Below are 22092 nucleotides of genomic sequence, written 5' to 3'. Positions count from 1 at the left end.
GACTCATGACGCAGTGCGAAGCCCGGTGAACTAATGCAACTTCCGGTGTTGCCGCCCTGTTTGGGCCGGTCCTAGATTTGCAGCCAGCAACCGGGGCAAAAGCCCAGGCCGGAGCGCCCGCTCCGGCCCGAACACCAAGACCCAGGACAAGAAGCGAGGTGGCACATGAGTTCAGCAACATCGAGGGTGGCGCAGGCACGGCCGGCACCCACGGGAGAGCCGGCAACAACGGCGGAGGCCGGCGTGGCGGCAGCCGCTCCCGGACAGGCGGCCACCGAAACCGCTTCTGCAGCCGGCAGCACCCTGCCTTCGGGAGGGGGATTGCCGCCTGAAGGAACACCACGCGTTGCCGCTGACTATTCGTCATACCGCGTCGTGGCGGCGAAACATCCGTGGCGCTGGGTGGGGACTGCCGCCGTGGCGCTCGGCGTCCTGGCCGTGGCCTGGTCCCTGGCCACCAACCCGCGCTGGGAGTGGGGCGTGGTGGCGCAGTGGTTCACCGCGCAGTCAGTGGTCAACGGCCTGCTGGAGACCCTGAAGCTCACCGCCATCTCCGGCATCCTGGGCTTCGTGCTGGGCTTCATCCTGGCGCTCATGCGGCTGTCCGCCTCGCCGCTGCTGGTGTCCGTCTCCTGGACGTTCTCCTGGATCTTCCGTTCCACGCCGCTGCTGGTCCAGCTGCTCCTCTGGTACAACCTGGGCTACCTGTACGAAAAGATCAGCCTGGGCATCCCCTTCACGGACGTGCGGTTCTTCGAGGTGCAGACCACCACGCTGATCAGCCAGTTCGCCGCCGCTGTCCTGGGCCTGACCCTGAACCAGGCCGCCTACTCCGCTGAAATCATCCGCGGCGGCATCCTCTCTGTGGACCAGGGCCAGCTCGAAGCTGCCGCCGCCCTCGGCATCCCGGCCTGGCGCCGCTCCACCCGGATCGTCCTGCCGCAGGCCATGCGCGCCATCCTGCCCACCGCCTTCAACGAGATCATCGGGTTGGTCAAGGGCACCTCGATTGTCTACGTCCTGGCGTATTCGGAGCTGTTCTACACCGTGCAGGTGATCTACAACCGCACCCAGCAGGTCCTGCCGCTGCTGCTGGTAGCCACACTCTGGTACGTGGTGATCACCTCCGTGCTCAGCGTCTTCCAGTACTACATCGAACGCCACTACTCGAAGGGCGCCGTCCGTAACCTGCCGCTGACGCCGCTGCAGAAGGCCCGCAAGTTCTTCGCCACCCACGCCGTCACAAACCGGAAGAGCCTCTGATGACTGCCACCCTTTCCGCCCCAGCCACCCGCGGGCTCGTCGAAATCACCGGCGTCCGCAAATCCTTCGGTGCCACCGAGGTGCTCAAAGGCGTCAGCCTCACCGTTGAGCCCGGCGGCGTGGCCGTGATCGTGGGCCCGTCCGGTTCCGGCAAGTCCACCCTGCTGCGCACCATCAACCACCTGGAAAAGGTGGACGGCGGCCACATCTCCATCGACGGCAAGCTGGTGGGCTACGAGGTCCGGGGCCAGAAACTGCATGAGCTGCGGGAGAAGGACATCCTCAAGCAGCGCACCGAAATCGGCATGGTGTTCCAGAACTTCAACCTGTTCCCGCACCTCACCGCACTGGAAAACGTGGCGGAAGCACCCGTCGTGGCGCAGGGCCGATCCAAGGAGGAAGCCCGCCGCCGCGGCCTGGAACTGCTGGACCGCGTAGGGCTCAAGGACCGTGCCGGCGCCTACCCACGGCAGCTTTCCGGCGGACAGCAGCAGCGCGTCGCCATCGCCCGGGCCCTGGCGCTGGACCCCAAGATCCTGCTGTTCGACGAGCCCACCTCCGCGCTGGACCCGGAACTGGTCAACGAAGTGCTGGACGTCATCCGGGAACTGGCCAAGTCCGGCACCACCCTGATCATCGTCACCCACGAAATGGGCTTCGCCCGCGATGTGGCGGACACCGTGGTGTTCATGGACCAGGGCCAGATCGTGGAACAGGGCACCCCGCAGCAGCTCTTTACCAACCCCCAGGAACCGCGCACCCGGAGCTTCTTCTCCAAGGTGCTCGAACCGGCTTTCAACATCTAAAGGACCTTCCTCCCATGGCATTCTTCGCATCCCACATGCCCGGCGCCCGGCGTGCGCGCACTTTGGCGGCCCTGCCCGCCGTCGTCCTCCTCGGAACCGCAGCGCTCGCAGGCTGCGCCGATCCCGGCGCCTCCGCGTCCGGCGATGCGTCCGGAGCGGCGCAGACGACGGCGGCACGCAACGGCGTGGTCTACAACACTTCGCCGGACCAGCAGCGGATCCGCGGCGAGAAGGACGCGGCCCTCGCCGCCAAGGTCCCCGAGCTGATCGGCAAGGACGGCAAGCTGACGGTGGCCACCACGGCCGGGTCCATCCCCCTGTCCTTCCATGCCACGGATGACAAGACCCCGATCGGCTCCGAGCTGGACATCGCCCAGCTGGTGGCGGACAAGCTGGGCCTGGAACTCGATGTGCAGGTCACATCCTGGGAGAACTGGCCGCTGAAGACCCAGTCCGGCGACTTCGAAGTGGTCTTCTCCAACGTGGGCGTCAACAAGGACCGTGTCAAGCTGTTCGACTTCGCCAGCTACCGCGCAGCGTTCATGGGCTTCGAAGCCAAGAATTCAGCCACCTACGACATCAAGGGCGCGGACGACATCTCCGGACTGCGCGTCTCCGTTGGCTCCGGCACCAACCAGGAAAAGATCCTGCTGGCCTGGAACAAGGAGCTCGAGGAAAAGGGCAAGGCGCCGGCCGCCCTGCAGTACTACCAGTCCGAGGCGGACACCATCCTGGCCCTGTCCTCCGGCAGGACAGACCTCAACATCGCCCCCTACCCGTCCACCGTGTACCGGGAAAACACCCGCGATGACCTGAAAGTCGTGGGGAAGGTGAACGCCGGCTGGCCGTCCGAGACGCTGGTGGCTGCCACCTCGCTCAAGGGCAACGGGCTGGCGCCGGTGATCACCGAGGCCTTGAACTCCGCCATCAAGGACGGCTCCTACGGCAAGGTACTGGAACGCTGGGGCCTGTCCGAGGAGGCGCTGCCGGAAGCCAAGACCATCACCGAGGAGAACTACGCGGCCACCCAGGCCACGGCCACCGCCACCGCATCCGCCGAAGCCTCGAAGAAGTCCTGATGAAATTCCAGGTCCTGGATATCATTCCGCACTTGAAGAACCCGCTCACCGGGGAAATCGTCTCTACCGCTGACCGGCTGAACCAGGTGGTGGAAACGGCACGCCGGGCTGAGGCCCTTGGCTTTGACGGCTTTTCGGTGGGGGAGCGGCACGCCGGTGAGTTCATCTCCTCCTCTCCCACCACCGTGCTGGCAGCCATCGCGGCGGTAACGGACAGGATCCGGCTGCACACCGGCGTGACGGTGCTGTCCGTGCTGGACCCGGTGCGGGTGGCGGAGGATTACGCCACCATCGACCAGCTCAGCCGCGGCCGCCTGGAAATCACCATCGGCAAGGGCAACGAAGTGCTGCAGTACCCGCTCTTCGGCCTGGACCTGGCTGACCAGTGGGACCTGCTCGCCGAAAAGTACGAACTGCTGCGCCGGCTGTGGCGGGAGGACGGCGTCACCTGGTCCGGCCGGTTCCGGGCGCCCCTGGCCGAGCCGACCACCACCACCCCACGCCCGTTCGACGGCCCGCCGCGTATTTGGCACGGCTCTGCTACAACGCTGACCTCGGCTGCCCTGGCCGGCAAGTGGGGGGACCCGCTGTTCACCGCCAACGCCATCCAGCCGCGGGAGAACTATGCCGTGCTGATCGATCACTACCGTGAAGAGTACGGGCGCCACGGGCACGATCCCCGGCAGCAGTACGTCGGCTCGGGCTGCGGCGCCGGCGGCGTGTTCATCGCTGACACCACCCAGGAGGCGGTGCGCCAGTTCGGCCCCGTCTATGAGGCCCTGACGGCCAACCGCAACGTGCCGGGGAACAACTCGCCCTTCCGGGACATCCAGCATGCCGTGGCCGAGGGGCCGGCGCTGGTGGGAAGCCCGGAGCAGGTGATCGACAAAATCCTGAGCTACCACGCGCTGTACGGCCATGATCTGCAATCCATCTCCCTGCCCACCACCCTGCCCTTCGAGCAGCAGCTGGAAATCCTGGAGCGCTTCGCCCTCGAAGTGATCCCGGCCGTCCGGGCCGCAGCACCCACCACGCTGTGGGAGGACGGGGACCCCTACGGCAACCGCCCCGAATCCACGCGATCCAACCAGTCCGCCAACGTCATCAGGAGTGAGAACGCCCTTGTCCACTGAAACAGCCCTCGAAACGTTCGACGCCGACTGGCAGGAATGGCACGCGGCGCACGAGCGCAACCGCGCCCACCCGCACGGCTTCCTGGCCGTGACCCACCTCCATTGGCTCAGCGGCGACGCCACTCCGCTGGAAGGTGCCCCTGGAACCTGGAGCGCGGCGGCCGACGTCGTCCGCGTTGTGCTGCAGCCGGGCGAAAGCCTGCAGCAGGACGGCAAGGAGCTGAACACCGGCGACGGTGCCGAGCTGGAGTTCGGACCCATTGCCGAACGCGGCGGAATCAACCTGGTTTCCGGTGACACCGTCATTGAACTGGCCAAGCGCGGCGGTGAATACATCGTGCGGCCGCGGCACCCGGAGAACCGGCTGCTCCGCGAATACCAGGGCACCCCCGCCTACTCGCCGGATGCCGCCTACGCCGTCCGTGGAACGTTCGTTCCGTTCGAGGCGCCGCGGCCCACCACGGTGGGTGCCGCCGTCGAGGGCATTCAGCACGTTTACGAGGCCCCGGGCGAGATCCGCTTCAAGCTCGCCGGGCAGGACCTGGCGCTGACTGCGTTCAACGGCCACGCACCGGGTTCCCTGTCGGTGCTGTTCACGGACCAGACCTCCGGCACCACCACCTACGCGGCCAACCGCACGCTCTCCGTGGTGCCCGAAGCGGACGGCTCCGTGGTGCTGGACTTCAACCGGGCGGTCAACCTGCCGTGCGCCTACACGGACCTGGCCACCTGCCCGCTTCCACCGGCCGAAAACCGGCTGCCCGTGGCCATCGAGGCCGGCGAAAAGATTCCCTACGAACGTCAGGACCTGAAATGAGCAACACCGAGAACCTTCCGGCCGAAGGAAGCCAGGCCGGTTTCCTGGCCATCGAGCTCGACGGCGCCGGCTGGGACGGAGCGGACATCTCCCGTGCGGTGCTGGCCGCCGAGTCCGCCGGTTTCCACGCAGCCACCTTCACGGACGCGCCGGTTCCCGGCCGTGCCAACGCACTGCAGCGCGCCGCGTTCGCCGGCCCCGTCACCAGGTCCATTGCGCTGATCCCCGAAGTGGACACCGTCTACACCGAGCCGTTCCACGTTTCCACCCAGCTGGCCAGCCTCGACTACGTCTCCGGCGGCCGGGCCGGATGGATCGCCTCGGCGGACGAGGCACCCGGGGCTGCCGCCGCCGTCGGGCGTTCTTCCGTCACCGGCGCCGCGCTGGGCCAGGAGGCCGCGGCGTCCATCGAGGTATCCCGCCGGCTGTGGGATTCGTGGGAGGACGATGCCGTGATCCGTGATGTCGCCACCGGGCGGTACATCGATGTGGACAAGCTCCACTATGCCGATTTTGAGACGCCTGACGGCTTCGCCGGCGCGGGCTATTCGGTGAAGGGCCCGTCCATCATTCCGCGTCCGCTGCAGGGGCAGCTCCCTGTACTGGTTCCTGCTTCGCTGCTGGGCGAGGTGCCGGCCGACGCCGTGGACGCTGTGCTGGTGTCCGCGCCGACCCCCGAACTGCTGGCGGCGGAGGTCCTCGACGTGCGCTCCCGCGTGGGTGCGTCCGTGGCGGTGATCGCCGAGCTCGACGTCGTCCTCGACTCGCGCGGGCAGGCTGCGGCCTCGCGGAAAACAGCGTTCGACGGCGGACGCGCGGTCTTCGCGGGCACCGCCGCAGCCCTGACGGACCTCCTTGAGTCATTGCTGGCGGACGCCGACGGCGTGCGCCTCCACCCGGCGTCGCTCGCTCTGGACCTTGACGAACTGGGCCGCCTGGTCCTGCCCGAGCTGCGCCGCCGCGGAGCGCTCCGCCCGGTGCTGCTGGACGGAACCTTCCGCGACCTGCTGGGCCTGGAACGCCCTGCCAGCCGCTACGCATCTGCCGCCGCCGGCACCGGAAAGTAAGGAAAAACCATGACACAGCACAACCGTGCTAAATCCGACGTCTTCCAGCCCACCGGCCAGATCCAGTTCGGCATCTTCTTCCAGGGCGTCAATTCCGGCACCATCTGGAAGGCGGCAGAATCCGGTTCGCAGACCGACTTTGAATCCTTCCGCCGCATCGCCCAGACCGCCGAGCGCGGGCTGTTCGCGGCGTTCTTCCTGGGGGAGGGACTTCGCCTGCGTGAGCACCTGGGCCGCCCGCACGCCCTGGACGTGGTGGGCCGGCCGGATGCGCAGACCATGCTGGCCGCGCTGGCTTCGGTGACCAGGAACATCGGACTGGTAGCCACCCAGAACACCACCTACAACGATCCGGCGGACCTGGCCCACCGGCTTGCCTCGCTGGACCTGATCTCCGGCGGCCGTGCCGCCTGGAACATCGTCACCACGGACAACGCGTGGACCGGTGCGAACTTCCGCCGCGGCGGCTACCTTGACCATGCCGACCGGTACAGGCACGCCGAAGCGTTCGTGGAGACGGCCAAGCGGATCTGGGACTCCTGGGAGAGCCCCGCCGGCCCGGCCCGCCGCGTGCTCCACGAAGGGCAGCACTACACGGTGGACGTGACTCCGCGCCTGCCGCGCAGTGCGCAGTACCGGCCGGTGCTGTTCCAGGCCGGGGATTCGCCCGAGGGACGGAACTTCGCCGCCCGCCAGGCGGACGTGATCTTCTCCGCCCACCCCAAGTTCGACGACGCCGTGGAGTTCCGCAAGGACCTCGTGGAGCGTTCGGTGGCGGCGGGCCGCGGCGCGAATGCCGTGCAGATCATGCCGGCCAGCGAATTCATCCTCGCTGCCACAGCCGAAGAGGCTGCGGAAAAGAAGGAGTGGGTGCGGAGCCTGCAGATCGGGCCGCAGCAGGCTGTGGCCTACCTGGAGCAGTTCTGGGGCCGCGAGCTGTCCGAGTACGATCCCGACGGTCCGCTGCCGGAGATCGACCCCGTGGTGGAGGAGACGTCCGAGACCCGCGGCAGCGGCTTCCACGGTGCCAAGGCCCGTCAGCTCGCGGACCAGTGGCGTGCCGAGGCCAAGGACAAGGGCCTGTCCATCCGCCAGTTCGTCACCTCCAAGACGGCGCGGATCGACGCCACGTTCACCGGCTCCTACACGGCCGTGGCGGACCACCTGGCCGAGTATGCCCGGACGGGTGCGGTGGACGGGTTCAACATCTCGCCGTGGCTGGTTCCCACCGGACTGGATGACATCGTCAACCACCTGGTGCCGGAGCTGCAGGAACGCGGCGTGTACCCCACGGAGTACCGCGGCAGCACCCTGCGCGAAAACCTCGGGTTGGAGACACCGGTGCGCACCGCGGACCAGCCGTCCGGGGCGGTCCGGGCCTGATGCGGATCGCAGCCTGGTGGGGAAGGGGCGACGACGGCGGCGAGCAGGGTGCCGCCGCGGGCCCTTCCCTGGGGGCTGCTTCGGCCGGGGCGCGCTCCGCGGATCCTGTTCCGGCGGACACCGTCAGGCTGCAGCTGACCCTGTGGGAGCAGTGGGCCTAGTCCGGATCTGGTGACGGCCAGCGCTGAGTTCAAGAACGCCGTCAGGACCCTATGCCGAGGTGCGCGCCGCCTGCCACGTCCAAGCTCACGCCGGTGATGTAGCGGTTGTCAGGGTCGGCTAGGAAGAGGATGGCGCGGGCGACCTCGTCGGGTTCGGCGAAGCGGCGCATGGGAAGTTGCGCGGCGCGTTTGGCTCGGTTGGCGACGGCATCGGGGCCGGAGTCTTTGGCGAATTGGGCCCACATGGGGGTGTTGACCGGGCCCGGTGCGATCGCGTTAACGGAGATTCCATGGGGTCCGAGTATTTCGGCGAAGGACCACATGATGTGAAGCACGGCAAGCTTGCTCGAGTTGTACGGCAGGTAATTGCTGCGGGCTTCCTTCGCCGCGACCGAGGAAAGGATGATGATGGCACCGGCGGTCCCGGACGCCATCATTGACTGTGCCGTTTCCCGGACCATGGAGAACGTGCCGGAGGCGTTGATCCGCATCACGGTTTCGTATTCTTCCGTGGTGGTTTCCATGATGTCCGGGGTGGCGCCGAGGATACCGGCGGCGTGAATGAGTGCGTCGATGCGCCCGTACTTGCTTGTGATGTCGCGGACGACGGAGGCGCACTGCTCTTCGGAGGTGACGTCGAGCGGGAAGAAGGCGGCCAGGTCCTGGCCCTCTTTGGCGGCGCGGTCGGCGCCGATCACGAGGGCTCCCTCGACTTTGAGCGCATCGATAACGGCATCACCGATGCCTCCACTTGATCCGGTCACCAGGACCACTTGATCCTTGAGGCTCATTTGGTGCCTCCGCTCACTGGCTGCGTGGCGTGACTCTGCCATAACCGGCCTTCCTGTTCTTCAGCGGGCAACCCAGAGGCGGCGAGGATCCGATCGAGCAGCCGCTGGGTCTGAACGGCCTCGCGGCCCGACGTGAGGGGTTCGGCTCTGTCGGCGACGCGATCGAGGAAATGGTGGACTGCGGCGGAGAAGCCCAGCGTGTCGGTTGCCGTGGCCCACCCGTAGGCTTCGGCGCTGAGTTCGCGTGATGTGGTGACTCCGCTGATAGTGGTCGACACTGCCTCGGGGGCACGCACTTCCACGGTTTTTCCGTGGCCGTAGGCGTCCAGTTTTTCGTTCCAGGCACCTGCGGTCCGGGCTGCCATCAGCACTCCGGTGTTACCGGTGCTGAAGCGGATGATGGCAGCGACGCCGTCTTCCTCCCAGGGGTCCTCCCCGGCCGCATGCGCAGAGACGTCCACGGGTTCGCCGCCGCAGTACCAGCGCAGCAGGTCGACCATGTGAATGGCGTTCTCGAACGTCGCGCGGTACTCGGATCCGGGCCGGTTCTTCTGGGCGACGCAGAACGTAGCGCCCTTCTCCCCAAACGCATCACGCCCGGCCGTGTAGACGGGTGCGTAGCGGCGGTTGAAGTCCACCATCAGGATCAGGCCACGTTCCTCGGCGAGGTCAGCCAACCGTTCTGCTTCGTCGGTTTCCGGGGCCAGGGGTTTTTCGCAGAACACGTCGATGTCGTTTTCAAGGCAAAGCTTGACGGCGTGCGCGTGCTCCGAGCGCGGGGTGAGGACAAAGACGGCGTCCAGGTCCTGAGCGGCAAGCATGTCTTCAACCGATCGATAGGCGGCGCCGAAACCCCAGCGGCGGACCAGGTGCCCGGGGTCCTCTTGACGGGAGACCAGTGCAACCAGTTCAACATCGTTCCGTTGTACCAGGGTGGGCAGTTGGGCGATGGAGGCAATTTTTCCCGCGCCGATGACGCCGACGCGTAGTCGCTGAGCGGTCATCGTGCCTTCACCTCAGCGAGATCGGCGAGCATCGTTCGCAGGGCGGCCGCGGATTCCCGGAACCCTTCCTCCGGGCTCGGGAGGTCTTGCGGGTGCCACCGGTACTCGTACTCAATGCTCAGCAGATCGTCGTAGCCGTGGCGCAGGAGCGCAGCGAGGATCTCCCGCCAAGGAAGAATGCCGGTTCCGATGACCCGCGACCGGACGGAACGCTCGGAGGCGTTAACGCGGGCCGTTTCCGTTGCGCGGAAGGTCGCTGAGGAGTCGGTGAACACCAGGTCCTTGACGTGCACGTGACCGATCAGTCCGCCTTGAACTTCAAAGGCCTGTTCGAACGTTTCGTCGTGGGTGAAGGTCAGGTTCGTCTGGTCGTAGAGGACACGGACGGCGGGGTGGGCGACTTCGCGGACGAGCGCCGCGGTTTCAGCGGCCGTCTGGGTCATGGTGCCGAAATGGTTCTCCACGCAGAGGCGTACGCCGGCCTGTGCAGCCTCAGGTGCCAGGGTCTGGAGGGCGTCCCGCAGTTTCGCCCAACGCGCGGCGTGGTCGGCGTCCCCTGGGTGCCAGGATCCCGCGTAAACGCGGACCCTGTCGGCGCCGAGCAGATGCGCGGTTTCGATCGCGCCCCTGAATTCGTCGACTCCGCTGCGCCATTCACGCTCGTCCAGGGAGTTGATGGACGTGGTGTACGGCGTCAAGCCGATGATGGGCAGGCCCTCATCGTCCGCGGCCTTAAGCGCGTCAAGGGCGGCGCGGCGGTCCCGTTGGGGGAGTCCTGATTTGTAGTCGTCCTGGTAAATGACTTCCGCGGCGTCGAGGCCAGCGGCTCGAAACAGCCTGAGTGCCTGGGGGACCGTGTGGTCCGGAGTGCCGAGGGTGTGGCCTGCCAGTCGCATTATTGATCGTCCTTCGTGGAAGTGTGTGTTGGTGCCGCCCAGTCCGTGGGACCGACCAGGCGGGGTGGGGCTGCGACGCGGGATCGATCGACGATTTCCATCAGCAGCCCCCAAGGGGTGACGAAGTATGTCCAGCGGTTGCCGGCGACGCGGGGACTGTCGCCTGCGACTTCCTTGCGCTCGCCGAGCACGCGTACTCCAGGGGTTTCCTGCAGGACGGCGACCGCTTCGTCCACATCGTCGACGACGAAGCACAGGTGGTGCCCGCCTGCGTCGCAATGCCGCGGCGGGGTTTCCCGCCGCTCAGCGCTGCTCCATTCGAAAAGCTCGATATTAAGGTTCGGTGGCAGCCGCAGCATCGCCAAGGTGAGCCGGGCGTCCGCAGGGACATCAAAGTTCGTGGGCATGAACTCGGCGTCGGGTCCGCGGTCAGAGCGGTACAGCTCCTCGGCACCGAGTACCTCGACGAAGAACGTGATGGCCTCGTCAAGATTGGGAACCGTCAGGCCGACATGGTCGGTGTGCCGGAGCCCAGGCAGCCTGCGCAGGGTCTTTGTGCTGGTTCCGGTCATTTGCGCGGCCCTGAGGTGGAGGCGCGTACCAGGAGTTCAGGTTCCAGGACGACGTGGTCTACTGATCCGTTCAGGTTCTGTTTTTCTGCCAGCTCGATGGCAATGTTTCCCATGTCAGCAATCGGCTGCCGTACTGTTGTCAGGGCGGGGTTGAACCGGGCGCCCAGCGCCAGACCGTCGAACCCCATGACAGAGACGTCCTCCGGCACGCGAATACCGCTCTTGCCAAGGGCCGAGATCACCGCGAAGGCGACCATGTCATTGGCGGCGATGATCGCCGTCGGGGGATTGTCCATCTCCAGAAAGTGCTGTGCTGCGCGTGCCCCGGTGTCCGGGTCGGAGCCGCTGTCGAGAACCACCGGCGAGTTGCCGCCTTCCGCTGACAGTTCCAGGTACGCGTCCATCCGGTCCTGGGCCGTGTGGGTCCCGGAGATGCCGGAGACATAGCCGATCGAGGTGTGGCCCAGGGAACGCAGGTGCTCCAGTGCGAGGATGATGCCGCGGCGGCTGTCGACTGTCACCGTGGGAACCGAGGTGTCGCCTTCCACGCGGTCGATCACTACGACCCGGTGACCGAAATCGAAGCGCTTGAGGGCATCGGTATCGACTTTCGTCGAAGGGGCGACGATTCCAAAGGGGGCGTACATGGCCTGCATCGCCGTGAAGTACCCGTCGGTCTTGGCAGGGTCTCCGTTCGTGACACAGAGCAACAGCTGGTAGCCACGCTCATCAGCGGCCTGCGTCATGGTCTTGGCCAGCTCTGCAAAGAACGGGTTGGTGATGTCCGGAACAATCAGAGGGACGAAAGTGCTGGTCTTCCGCCGCAACGCCTGGGCGAGCGGGCTCATCGTGTAACCGAGCCCTTCGGCGACGCGGAGAATGTGCTCCCTGGTTTCGCTCTTTACCGCCTCTGGCCGGGAGAACGCCCGGGAAACCGTTGAGCGGTGGACTCCGGCCGCCTTCGCGACAACGTCAATACTAAGGTCGGCCATCTTCTGTTCCTCCGTGGTGGTCATACGCCTGCCAAATCGGGCGCATCGCGTCTTCGAGCTGGGCCAGCGTTGGCAGTCCCTGGAATCCATCTTCCAGCGTTTCCGCGACCCGGCGTACGAACGCGTCGTAGAGGGGGTCGCTGTCGACGTTGATCATGGCGGATTCCGTTATCCCGGCCTCTGAAGTGAACGTTGCAGAACCGTCTGAATTGATGGAGGCGAAGCCGGCCTCGCCCGCCGACGTGAAGCTGCAGTAGCGCTTCAACGGCGAATTCGGGAATGCGTACCCCACCTCAATGATGGCCTCACGCCCGCCCGTGGTGGTGACGATAAGACTGGCATGGTCCTCAATATCCGCACCGTGCAGAACGGAGGAGAGCCTGGAATCCACTGTGTCTGCGGACTCGTTGCTGCCCTGCAGGAACAGATCGACAAAATGCGGTGCCAGATTCGCAAGGCAGCCACCCCCCGCCGCAACAGGATCGAGCATCCAGGGATTGCCGTTATGCAGGTAGCGCGAGGGCGGCCCGGCGACGAAGGATGCCCTCTGGTACGTCGGACGGCCCGCCTTGGCAAGCCAGCGGTCAACGGGGCCGTCCCGCTGAACCAGGGGGACCGTCACCGGCACGCCGGCCGCTTCCGCAGCTTCCCGTACCCTGGCAAGCTCGGACAGGGAAGTGCCAAGGGGCTTCTCCACCACAAGCGGAATGCCACGTTCAATCAGCGCAAAGCATTTTTCCGCCATGCCATTGTGTGGGCCAAAGACATAGGCAAGCCCGAGGTTCGGCAGGTCGACCAGGTTGCGCCAGTCCGCTTCTACCGGGGCATTCCAGGCGTCCGCAAGTCCCCGTACGAGCGATACGTCCTCGTCGCTGATCCCGACAACGTTGTGTTCCTCCCCGATCGCCCGTGTACAAAGCGGGACGTGCCAGTGGGAAGCGCCAAGGATGATGGTGCGTGGTCTACTCATCTGCCAGCCCCTTTGCTAAGTATGAGATCGATTGCTGAGATCGGTTGCAATAACAGTATGGATGGTGGGAGAGTTTGTCAACGACACTTCAACAGTGGTTCAGGGATCCTCCGGAACACGGAAGTTGCCCGGGCCAGAAGAAAGGCCAGCAATGTACAAAAAACTCCGTACCCTCGAAACAATTCACCATTCAGGCGCCGTCCTCATCGTGCGCCTCGAGAATGAAGACCTCGCAGAGCGAGTGGCAGAGGCAGCCATCGCCGGCGGATTCAAAGCCCTTGAAATCACGCTCTCGATCCCCGGTGCAGTGGACGTGATCCGTCGGCTCTCTGCCAAGCACGGGCCCAAGGGAGTCGCGGTGGGGGCTGGAACGGTCCTGGACGAGCATTCGGCCTACGAGTGCATCCGTGCCGGCGCAGAGTTCCTGGTCAGTCCCCAGTTGAACCGATCAATGATCCGGCTGGCCAACCGGTACCAGGTGCCCACCATCAGTGGCGCGTATACGCCCACGGAACTTGTTGAGACTGCAGAGGCCGGCGCTGACATCCTCAAGCTGTTCCCCACCGAAGCCGGCGGTATCCCCTACGCGAAGTCGGTTCTTGCGCCACTGGCGCACCTGCCGATCATGCCGGCAGGCGGCGTTACCCCTGAAAATGTCGCCGAATGGTTCGCCGCCGGCGTGGCGGGCGTTGGCGTCGGCAGTGCTGTGACAAAAGCATGGCAGCCGGACGGGGACTTCTCACGCGTTACCGAGGCTGCCCGTGAGTTCCTCGCGGCAGTGGAAAAGGCCCGTCAATGACGACTCCCAAAGTCTTCATTGTCATAGGTCCCGCCGGCTCCGGAAAGACCACCATCGCCCAGCAGACGGCAGAGGAGCATGCCGCAGCCTATCTGGACAAGGACCGGCTCTGCGGCCGCTTGGTCGAGTTTGCCTTGACGGCAGCAGGGCACGATCCCACTGACCGGGAGTCCAACGCGTATTACCGGGAGAACGTTTTGCCCCTGGAGTACGGGACGCTTATGGATGTCGCGGGAGCGAATCTTCGGCTGGGGCGATCCGTCGTCATCGATGCACCCTTCGGTGCATACTTCGCCATGCCTGATTACCTGACGGGCGCTGCCGAAGAGTTTCACTGGCCCCCCGTGGAGACTGTGGTGGTGCGAGTGCGTGTCCCGCCGGAGATCCTTCGGGAACGGATAAGCCAGCGCGGCCTGGAGCGGGACCGGTGGAAGCTTGCACACTGGGACGAGTACTGGGCCTCATACGGCAGCCTGGACTGCACTTGGTCCGGGGTCCATTTCCTTGACGTTGACAACGAAAAGCCGCTGGGTATGCGGGACATCTGCGGCAGCTGAAACCAGAGAAAATTGCCCATTGACAGGGTTGGCAGCCCTACGTAGTCTTGCTTGCAACCGATCTCAGCAACCGATCTCAGCGTCGCGTAAAATGCAACCGATCTCATCGGTGAAACAACCGAAGAATGCTTCGTCCTACTAAAGCCGGGGCAGTGCGGAAACAGTCCAATACCCTCCGCAGAAAACGTGAAAATATGGAGAGTTCAATGAAGACCTCAAAAGAAGCTGTTGGCAGTCCAGACTCTTCGGAGCTGACCGAAGTGCCAGAGCGCCCACGCCGCAACCTCAATATGGTGGCGGGCACGATCGGCCACTTCGTGGAGTGGTACGACTGGTACATCTATGGGTTGCTGGCCGCGGTGTTCTCATCACAAATATTTCCCAGTGATTCACCGTTCGCCTCCCTCATCGCAGCACTGCTCACCTACGCGGTCGGGTTTGTTGTCCGCCCGCTCAGCGGCATCATCGTTTCGCCTCTGGCCGACCGTTTCGGCCGAAGGCTCATCCTTACGCTGGCCATCTCCGGGATGGCGCTCGGTGCCCTGATCATCGGCCTCACGCCGTCATTTGCCACCATTGGCTATGCGGCGCCCGTCCTGTTCCTGGTGGCGCGCATTCTCCAGGGGATCTCGGCCGGCAGTGAGGCGCAGAGCGCCATTGCCTTCATGGTTGAGCACGCCCCCGCAAACCGCCGGGGCCTGTTCGGTTCGTTCTCCAACATGGCGAGCGGCCTGGCGACCCTCGCAGCAACCGGCGCCGCGGCAATGGTGACGTCCGCCTTTACCCCGGAGGACCTGGCCGCCTGGGGTTGGCGCATCCCGTTCGTCGCCGGAGGCATCCTCGGCGTCGTCGGGCTCATTCTGAGGGCCCGGGCTGAAGAGACGCCGGAGTTTGAAGCAACTGCCGTCGTGGACCAAAAGTCCGCCGCTGCACGCCTGCTGGACCTGCTTCGCGAACACCCCAAGGCGCTGCTGCAGGCCGCAGCCCTCTCTGCCCCGGCCGTGGCCTACTACACCTGGGCCACCTTCCTTCCCACCTATGCCAAGCTGACCACGGGCCGCGATCTCTCTTCCACCCTGGCCGGGAGCGTCATCGGACTGGCCCTGCTGGTCGTCATCGTGCCTGTCTGCGGATACCTTTCCGACCGGCTGGGCCGCCGCAAGATCTTCCCCATCATCGGCGCCATCGGCATGATCGTTCTCTTCTACCCCTTGCTCCTGCTCCTGAACCAGCCGGGCTTCGGCGTCTACGTTCTGGTATCAGCCTCCGGTTGGGTCGTCCTCGGAATCTGGCAGGCCGTCTACCCGACAATCCAGGCCGAACTCTTCCCCGCCTCTGTTCGTGTCTCCGGCATCGGTTTCGCACACCAGATCGTGATTGCCGTCTTCGGCGGCACGGCGCCACTGATCGCCGCCGCCTTCGTCGGCGCTGGACAGCCCATGCTCGTCGCGGTCTACATGATCGCCATCGTCGCCGTCTGCCTCGTCGTCTACTTCACTCTTCCGGAGACCGGCAGCCGGGCCGGCCGTGCCACGGTCGGCATTGCCGACGCTGAAGTCCTCGAAGGCGAACACCTGCTCCATGGCGTTTCGCCAGCGACTGACGAAGCGAATCGCTCGCGGCAGCCATAGTGGTCCACAGGAGGGCTTGGCGGCTCGAACGGGCGACATTGCACGCAGCCCGCCCTTTCGAGCCGCCGGGCCAGCCAGATCTCTGCCCGATCCACCACGAGGATCGAGATCCACTTCGCCTTATGAAATCAGCACAACACCTCTATTGGCACAGAACTGAGAGACGCCCCAGATGATTATCAATACTTTTTCCTATCTCTGGTCAACTACGGCAATTGATGCGATCGCTGAGCTGGCCGCCAACGGATATCAGGCCTTTGAAGTGCCGGTCAGTTCGCCGCATTGTTGGCCGGATGAGATCACAGCCCAGGAGCGCTCAGCTATGCGTGCGCGGCTCAAGGACTACGGCGCCAAGATCAGGTCGCTGAATGCCGGGGGATACGACATCAACCTCGCGAGCCCTGGTGCCAATATGCGCCGCAAGAGTGTCGAGCACATAAAGCAGGTGATCGACCTTGCCGAAGCCTGGGACGTCCGCGAAGTTGTGATCTCCCCCGGCACAAGACGCCCGATGATCTCCCCCGCACTCGACAACGTTTATGCCTGGATGTACGAAAGCCTGGAGACGCTCATCCCGATGGCCAAGCAGGCAGGCACCCGCCTTCTGTTCGAGAACACCCCATACTGCTTCACTCCCACTATCCAGGACCTGGCCGGCGTAATCAGCACAATCAACGACGACGCCGTCAAGATCGTCTACGACGTCGCCAACGCCGCATACATCGGCGAGGACCCCGTCGACGGTTTACTCGCCCACCACGAATCGATCGGACTTATCCACATCTCCGACACGGGAACGGAAACCTGGGGCCACGATCCGATCGGCACCGGAATCATCGACTGGAACGGACTAGGCAAAGCCGTCCGCGAAACCTGCGGCATCGGCAACGTTGTTCTCGAGATCATCCGTGAAGAAAACCCGGTGCAGGAATTCAAGAAGGCGATGAACGACCTCGCTAACCACGGCTGGGACCTGGCAACGTGACGCAAAACCAGCGTCATCGCGAACTGTCAAAAACAAACTAAGTCCAGGTGATCCCAACGGATCCCTGTCAGAAGGAGTAGGTGCCATGAGGGCTTTGGTCAGCGGTGGAAGCAGCGGCATAGGGGCAGCGACCTGCCTGCGAATCACAGAAGCGGCACTCGCCCGCGGCGAGAAGCCGATGATTGCCGTATGCGGAAACGAGCTTAACAACGGCCAAGAGCAGGTCGTCCGCTCGATTCAGTCGATGGGAGGCACCGCCATCGCACTGTCCGGTGACCTCGGCGACCCTGACGTTCCGGGCCGGCTGGTAGCAGCTGCCGTGGCAGAATTCGGCGGACTGGACGCGCTCATCGCAAACGCCGGAATAGCAAACCCAGGTCAAATATGCGATCTATCCATAGAAGACTGGGACAGCATGTTCTCCGTCAACCTCCGCGGCGCCTGGCTCCTTGCCAAAGCAAGCTACCCGCACCTGAAAGAGAGCCGCGGTTCGGCCTGCTTCACTTCGTCAATGTCCGGCCAGCTGCCACATGCCGGGTCCGGGGCCTACAGCCCCAGCAAGGCTGCACTTACCATGCTGGCCCAGACTCTTGCCTTGGAATGGGCGCCCGAAGGAATTCGCGTCAACGTGGTGTCCCCGGGCATGACCCACACACGAATGACCGAGAAAATGTATGCCGATCCGCAGATCAAGAAAGCAAGGGAAGGTATTATTCCCTTGGCACGAATCGGGGACCCCGCGGACATCGCGAATGTGATCGAATTCCTTGTTGGGCCGCTGTCCGGCTACGTCACCGGTCAAGACATCTGCGTCGACGGTGGTTTCTCCAAATCCATTCTTAGCCACATTCCCGGCCGGCCCAGTTCCAAACCCTAAGAAGCCCATGCCACTCAGGCCCCGGAACGGCAGCATTCCTGCCGCGGGGAGGTAGCCTCGATCGAGGCTCGCAGCCCCGGTTTGATTAATGCGTAGGGAACACAGCAGGGCTCTCACCGCGAATAACCCACAAGGAAGGGCCGACGACGGCGCTGTATGCGCCGACGTCGGCCCTTCCTTTGCTGCGTGGGGCCTAAGCCGGGTGGGCTTAGTTGAGGTAGCCGTTCGGGTTCAGGACGTACTTCGTGGCTGCGCCGGCGTCGAACTCCGCGTAACCCCGGGGTGCGTCCTCCAGCGGGATGGCCGTGGCGTTGACGGCCTTGGCGATGTGGATCCGGTCATGCAGGATGGCCATCATCAGCTGCCGGTTGTACTTCATCACCGGGCACTGGCCGGTGGCGAAGGAGAGGGATTTTGCCCAGCCGGTGCCCAGCGAGAGGGACAGGCTGCCCTTCTTGGCGGCCTCGTCCGTGGCGCCCGGGTCCCCGGTGACGTACAGGCCCGGGATGCCCACGGACCCGCCGGCGGTGGTGAGGTCCATCAGCGAATTGAGTACCGTGGCCGGTGCTTCCTGCGCCCCGTGTCCGTGTCCGCGGGCTTCGAAACCGACCGCGTCGATTCCGGAGTCCACTTCACGGACGCCGAGGATCTGTTCGATCTGGTCTGCGGGATCGCCGTTGGCCACGTTGACAGTTTCGCAGCCGAAGGACCGGGCCTGGGCCAGACGGTCCTCGTTGAGGTCACCGACGATGACCACCGCGGCACCCAGCAGCTGGGCGCTGGCGGCGGCGGCGAGGCCCACAGGTCCCGCTCCGGCAACGTACACGGTGGAACCGACGCCCACGCCTGCGGTGACGGCGCCGTGGAAGCCGGTGGGCAGGATGTCCGAGAGCATGGTCAGGTCCATGATCTTCTCAAGGGCCTGGTCCCGGTCAGGGAACCGCAGCAGGTTCCAGTCGGCGTAGGGGACCAGCACGTACTCGGCCTGGCCGCCCACCCAGCCGCCCATGTCCACGTAGCCATAGGCGGAACCGGGACGGTCCGGGTTCACGTTCAGGCAGATTCCGGTCTTGCGTTCCTTGCAGTTCCGGCAGCGGCCGCAGGAGATGTTGAAGGGGACTGAGACAATGTCCCCCACCTTGATGAACTCGACATCCGGCCCGGCCTCAATGACTTCACCGGTGATTTCGTGCCCCAGCACGAGGCCGGCCGGGGCGGTGGTGCGGCCGCGGACCATGTGCTGGTCCGAGCCGCAGATGTTGGTGCTCACGGTGCGCAGGATGACCCCGTGCGGGACCTTCCGGCCAACGTTGATGGGGTTGACGCCGGGGCCGGCCTGCAGTTCAAAGGTGGGGTAGGGGGTGTCGATGATTTCGACGACCCCGGGCTCCTTGTACGCAACGGCTTTGTTACCTGACATGGGCGTTCTCCTTTGGTTGGTGTTCCGATTGCCACGGAAGGCCTGACGCTTGGTTGCATCAGACCTTCCGTGGGACAGCTATTGGCAGTTTTGGTGCAGCGGTTCGGGTTCAGTCATGGATGGGCGCAGCGGGGGCTACGCGTCGATGACCATGTCCGTGCGCGCGGTGGAGCAGCAAGGCAGGAACTTGCCGGCGTCGATTTCCCGCTTGCGGATGCCGCCCTGGTGGTTCATGTCCACCTCACCGGACAGCTTGACCACCTTGCAGGAACCGCACATGCCCTCCTTGCAGTTGGCGCCGATCCGGACACCCGCACGCTGTGCCACCTCGAGGATGGGGAGCTCCGGGTCGATCCGCACATTGATGCCGGTGCGCATGAAGGACAGCGTTAGGCTGCCGGTTCCCACGGTGTCGAAGTTGGACGCGTCGGGTGCGCTGGTTTCGGGCGTGGTGCCGGTGGTCTCTGCGGCCGGAGCGTCCGGGTCCACCGCTTCAAGCGGCATGCCGGTGGCCTGCAGCGTACCGTCCTCGTCGTAGCCCGGCTCGTACATGCCGAACGCCGCAGGCTGGCTTTCGTAGTAGTCCTCGGCGGAATCGGCGATCTCCTCGGCGATTTCTTCGGCAATGTCCGCTGCCAGCGCCAGCTCCGCCTGGTACTCCAGGAGGGTCTGCCGGTCACCCGAGAAGAACTCCATGTAGATGGAGGTATCGTCGACGCCTACCTTCTTGAGCAGCTCGGTAGCGGTGTTCAGGTAACCCTCCGGGCCGCAGGCGTAGACCTGCCGGCCGTTGGCGTCGGGAGCCACCTCGTCGATCATCGCCGCGGACAACCGGCCCTTGAACCCTTCCCACTCCTCGGGCAGGCCGCGGTCACCCAGGGCGTAGAAGACCTTGACGCGCGAGTCCACGGACGCGATGTAGGCCAGCTCCTTGTGGAAGGCAAAGCCTCCGGCTTCCGCACCGTGGTAGAGGACCACCACGTCAGCGGTCCCGGGCAGGTCGTGAATGGTCCGCAGCATCGACATGATCGGCGTGATGCCCGCGCCGGCCGCCAGGAAAAGGTACCGTGCGCGCCGGTCCGCATCAGGCAGGTGGAACGCGCCCACGGGGCCCAGCATGTCCAGGACCGTACCGGGCCTGACGTTCTCATGCACCCACGGTGAAACCAGTCCGCCGGCGTCCTTCTTGACGGTGACGCTGAAGGTCCACGGCTCCGTGGGTGAACTGGACAGCGAGTAGCTGCGGTCCACCGGTTCCTGGTCTTCGCCGTTCACGGGGAAGGCAATGTTCACGTACTGGCCCGCGCGGAACGCCAGGGGCGCCCCGTCGCAGCGGCGGAACACGAACGTCATCATGCCGCCCGCTTCGGGAACGGTCTCGACGCATTCGGCCATGAACTCCTGCGGATGCCACGGACCCAGGGCCTTGGCTGCGCTGGCGGGTCCTTCGAGGCTGCCCATGACCCGGTTCCACGGCATTTCAAGGCCGCGGATACGCTGCGGTTCCTGGACTGGCGTCTCAGTCAGGGCAACGTCAATCATGCCAAGTGCTCCTGCACCCGCTGCGTGTACCAGTTGATGAAGGCCTCAACCTGGTATTCGCTCTTCATGTACGGGCCGGGCTCGTAGGCGGGGCTGGCTGCACCCTGCTGGCAGAGTTCCACGAACGCCTTGTCCTGGATGTTGGTCTGCTCCCAGGTGTAGGTCAGCTTCTCACGGTCGTAGTCGACGCCTTCCACGGCGTCGTCAGCTACCAGCCAGGTGGTGCGGACCAGGGTCTGGTGTTCATTGATGGGGAAGACGCCGAAGGTGATGACGTGGTCGCTCTGAAAGTGGAACCAGCTGTTGGGCTGCAGGTGCATGGAGCAGCGGCCCAGGCGGAAGTCCCGCAAGTCACCGAGCAGCTTCTTGGAGAGCCGGCGCCCGTCGGCCGAGAAGGATTCGCCTTCTCCGTCAAGGGATTCGCGGGAGATCCGGATGCCCGCGATGCGGGTGTCCAGTTCCTCGACCACCTCGTAGGGGAGGCCGTAGCGGCGGCACCGCTCCTCGAGCGAGGACTGTGCTTCTTTGTTGCGTTCCCAGACCTCCTCGAGGTGGGTGGGGATCAGGCCTTCCGTCAGGCCCCAGGTGGGGAAGAGGGAGCAGGCGAGTTCCGGGTGCCCGTCGCAGTGGTAGCACTCACGGTTGTTCTCCATGACGAGCTTCCAGTTGCCCTCTTCGATGATGTTCTGCTGGTAGGCAATCTTCGTCTTGGACAGGTCGTGCGGCGCCAGGTAGGGCTCGAAGATCTTCGAGGTCTCATCGAAGTCTGTTGGCGGTTCGTCAGCGATGCAGACGAAGATGAGGCCGGCAACCTCGCGGCTGTGGGCCTTCTTCAGGGCGAAGCAGTTCTTGTCGAACTTGGCCTCGCCGGGAGCGGAGGCGTGGATCAGGTTGCCCTCGGGGGAGTAAGTCCAGGAGTGGTAGCCGCAGACCAGGTTTCCGGTGGAACCGGTGGCTTCGGTCAGGACGCGGGCACCGCGGTGGCGGCACACGTTGTGCAGGACGTTGACGCCGCCGTCATCGTTGCGCAGCACGATCAGGGAGTAGGGGCCGTAGTCGACGGTGATGTAGTCGCCTGGCTCGGGCAGCTCGGCAACGCTGCCGGCAAAGATCCAGTGCTGGCCGAAGATGGCCTCCATGTCGATCTTGAAGATCGTCGGGTCAGTGTAGAAGGGGGCGTCGAGGGAGTAGCCCGTGCGCCGGAACTCGAACAGAGCAGCGATCTCTGCCTGCTGCTCTGCAGGCAGTGATGAGGCGAGTTTTCCGCGTGTGTTGAGGGGCACGTTCACTGGAGCAGTCATTTTTTCCTCCCGGGAGGCTGGGTAAGTATGCGGTTGGTGGGGAGAC

Annotated in this window: 22 protein-coding genes; 13 read left to right on the top strand and 9 right to left on the bottom strand. The window is 64.9% G+C overall.

Annotated elements, in window-relative coordinates:
- The first annotated feature begins 165 nt into the window (after positions 1–165).
- The 8 genes from ACHL_RS18580 to ACHL_RS24510 are packed head-to-tail and all read left to right on the top strand — an operon-like array spanning position 166 to position 7709.
- Positions 166–1263 carry an amino acid ABC transporter permease gene (locus tag ACHL_RS18580; RefSeq protein WP_015938859.1) on the top strand — a complete coding sequence of 366 codons (1098 nt, stop codon included), beginning with the start codon at positions 166–168 and terminating at the stop codon, positions 1261–1263.
- Positions 1263–2069, top strand: coding sequence for an amino acid ABC transporter ATP-binding protein (locus tag ACHL_RS18575; RefSeq protein ID WP_015938858.1), 807 nt, complete (start codon positions 1263–1265; stop codon positions 2067–2069). Before ACHL_RS18580 ends, ACHL_RS18575 begins: the two co-directional genes overlap by 1 nt.
- Positions 2070–2083: 14 nt before the next feature.
- Positions 2084–3148: a transporter substrate-binding domain-containing protein gene (locus tag ACHL_RS18570; protein WP_015938857.1), complete on the top strand. Its 1065-nt coding sequence runs from the start codon at positions 2084–2086 to the stop codon at positions 3146–3148.
- Positions 3148–4281 (top strand): LLM class flavin-dependent oxidoreductase, encoded by a 1134-nt coding sequence (locus ACHL_RS18565; RefSeq protein ID WP_015938856.1) that lies wholly within the window; start codon positions 3148–3150, stop codon positions 4279–4281. Before ACHL_RS18570 ends, ACHL_RS18565 begins: the two co-directional genes overlap by 1 nt.
- Positions 4271–5098 carry a DUF1684 domain-containing protein gene (locus tag ACHL_RS18560; protein WP_015938855.1) on the top strand — a complete coding sequence of 276 codons (828 nt, stop codon included), beginning with the start codon at positions 4271–4273 and terminating at the stop codon, positions 5096–5098. Before ACHL_RS18565 ends, ACHL_RS18560 begins: the two co-directional genes overlap by 11 nt.
- A complete protein-coding gene (locus tag ACHL_RS18555) occupies positions 5095–6165 on the top strand; it encodes an LLM class flavin-dependent oxidoreductase (RefSeq protein ID WP_015938854.1) in 1071 nt (356 codons plus the stop codon). The genes ACHL_RS18560 and ACHL_RS18555 overlap by 4 nt, the downstream gene beginning before the upstream one ends.
- A 9-nt stretch (positions 6166–6174) precedes the next feature.
- The gene (locus ACHL_RS18550; protein WP_015938853.1) at positions 6175–7548 is read left to right on the top strand and encodes an NtaA/DmoA family FMN-dependent monooxygenase; all 1374 of its coding nucleotides are present in this window, start codon (positions 6175–6177) and stop codon (positions 7546–7548) included.
- Complete coding sequence (locus tag ACHL_RS24510; protein WP_015938852.1) at positions 7548–7709, top strand: hypothetical protein; 162 nt, start codon at positions 7548–7550, stop codon at positions 7707–7709. Before ACHL_RS18550 ends, ACHL_RS24510 begins: the two co-directional genes overlap by 1 nt.
- A gap of 41 nt (positions 7710–7750) precedes the next feature.
- Here the strand turns inward: ACHL_RS24510 and ACHL_RS18545 are convergent, their stop codons facing one another.
- From ACHL_RS18545 to ACHL_RS18520, 6 genes are read right to left on the bottom strand one after another with little or no spacing between them, the layout of a single operon-like run.
- Positions 7751–8500 carry an SDR family NAD(P)-dependent oxidoreductase gene (locus ACHL_RS18545; RefSeq protein ID WP_015938851.1) on the bottom strand — a complete coding sequence of 250 codons (750 nt, stop codon included), beginning with the start codon at positions 8498–8500 and terminating at the stop codon, positions 7751–7753.
- The gene (locus ACHL_RS18540) at positions 8497–9504 is read right to left on the bottom strand and encodes a Gfo/Idh/MocA family protein (RefSeq protein WP_015938850.1); all 1008 of its coding nucleotides are present in this window, start codon (positions 9502–9504) and stop codon (positions 8497–8499) included. Before ACHL_RS18540 ends, ACHL_RS18545 begins: the two co-directional genes overlap by 4 nt.
- Positions 9501–10400, bottom strand: a complete 900-nt coding sequence (locus ACHL_RS18535; protein ID WP_015938849.1) for a sugar phosphate isomerase/epimerase family protein — start codon at positions 10398–10400, stop codon at positions 9501–9503. Before ACHL_RS18535 ends, ACHL_RS18540 begins: the two co-directional genes overlap by 4 nt.
- Complete coding sequence (locus ACHL_RS18530; RefSeq protein ID WP_015938848.1) at positions 10400–10972, bottom strand: VOC family protein; 573 nt, start codon at positions 10970–10972, stop codon at positions 10400–10402. Before ACHL_RS18530 ends, ACHL_RS18535 begins: the two co-directional genes overlap by 1 nt.
- Positions 10969–11988 carry a LacI family DNA-binding transcriptional regulator gene (locus tag ACHL_RS18525; RefSeq protein ID WP_244266487.1) on the bottom strand — a complete coding sequence of 340 codons (1020 nt, stop codon included), beginning with the start codon at positions 11986–11988 and terminating at the stop codon, positions 10969–10971. The genes ACHL_RS18530 and ACHL_RS18525 overlap by 4 nt, the downstream gene beginning before the upstream one ends.
- Entirely contained in the window at positions 11951–12934 is a 984-nt protein-coding gene (locus tag ACHL_RS18520) for a Gfo/Idh/MocA family protein (RefSeq protein WP_015938846.1), read from the bottom strand. Before ACHL_RS18520 ends, ACHL_RS18525 begins: the two co-directional genes overlap by 38 nt.
- Positions 12935–13085: 151 nt before the next feature.
- On the opposite strand from ACHL_RS18520, the gene ACHL_RS18515 reads away from it, so the two are divergent.
- The 5 genes from ACHL_RS18515 to ACHL_RS18495 all read left to right on the top strand — a co-directional run bounded on the left by ACHL_RS18515 (position 13086) and on the right by ACHL_RS18495 (position 17783).
- Complete coding sequence (locus ACHL_RS18515) at positions 13086–13733, top strand: bifunctional 4-hydroxy-2-oxoglutarate aldolase/2-dehydro-3-deoxy-phosphogluconate aldolase (RefSeq protein ID WP_015938845.1); 648 nt, start codon at positions 13086–13088, stop codon at positions 13731–13733.
- Positions 13730–14290 carry an AAA family ATPase gene (locus ACHL_RS18510; RefSeq protein WP_015938844.1) on the top strand — a complete coding sequence of 187 codons (561 nt, stop codon included), beginning with the start codon at positions 13730–13732 and terminating at the stop codon, positions 14288–14290. The genes ACHL_RS18515 and ACHL_RS18510 overlap by 4 nt, the downstream gene beginning before the upstream one ends.
- Positions 14291–14496: 206 nt before the next feature.
- Positions 14497–15921: an MFS transporter gene (locus ACHL_RS18505; RefSeq protein WP_015938843.1), complete on the top strand. Its 1425-nt coding sequence runs from the start codon at positions 14497–14499 to the stop codon at positions 15919–15921.
- 172 nt (positions 15922–16093) lie between these two features.
- Complete coding sequence (locus ACHL_RS18500) at positions 16094–16906, top strand: sugar phosphate isomerase/epimerase family protein (RefSeq protein ID WP_015938842.1); 813 nt, start codon at positions 16094–16096, stop codon at positions 16904–16906.
- 85 nt (positions 16907–16991) lie between these two features.
- On the top strand, positions 16992–17783 hold the full coding sequence (locus tag ACHL_RS18495; protein ID WP_015938841.1) for an SDR family NAD(P)-dependent oxidoreductase: 792 nt from the start codon (positions 16992–16994) through the stop codon (positions 17781–17783).
- A gap of 208 nt (positions 17784–17991) precedes the next feature.
- Here ACHL_RS18495 and fdhA read toward each other — a convergent pair whose 3' ends face one another.
- From fdhA to ACHL_RS18480, 3 genes are all read right to left on the bottom strand, one after another.
- Complete coding sequence (gene fdhA, locus ACHL_RS18490; RefSeq protein WP_015938840.1) at positions 17992–19203, bottom strand: formaldehyde dehydrogenase, glutathione-independent; 1212 nt, start codon at positions 19201–19203, stop codon at positions 17992–17994.
- Positions 19204–19338: 135 nt separating this feature from the next.
- Positions 19339–20745, bottom strand: a complete 1407-nt coding sequence (locus tag ACHL_RS18485) for a ferredoxin reductase (protein WP_015938839.1) — start codon at positions 20743–20745, stop codon at positions 19339–19341.
- Positions 20742–22046 carry an aromatic ring-hydroxylating oxygenase subunit alpha gene (locus ACHL_RS18480; RefSeq protein WP_015938838.1) on the bottom strand — a complete coding sequence of 435 codons (1305 nt, stop codon included), beginning with the start codon at positions 22044–22046 and terminating at the stop codon, positions 20742–20744. Before ACHL_RS18480 ends, ACHL_RS18485 begins: the two co-directional genes overlap by 4 nt.
- Between the last annotated feature and the right edge of the window lie 46 nt (positions 22047–22092).

Origin of the sequence: Pseudarthrobacter chlorophenolicus A6, from assembly GCF_000022025.1 — a bacterium.
Taxonomy (GTDB): domain Bacteria; phylum Actinomycetota; class Actinomycetes; order Actinomycetales; family Micrococcaceae; genus Arthrobacter; species Arthrobacter chlorophenolicus.
This window is presented reverse-complemented; position numbering and strand designations above follow the sequence as displayed.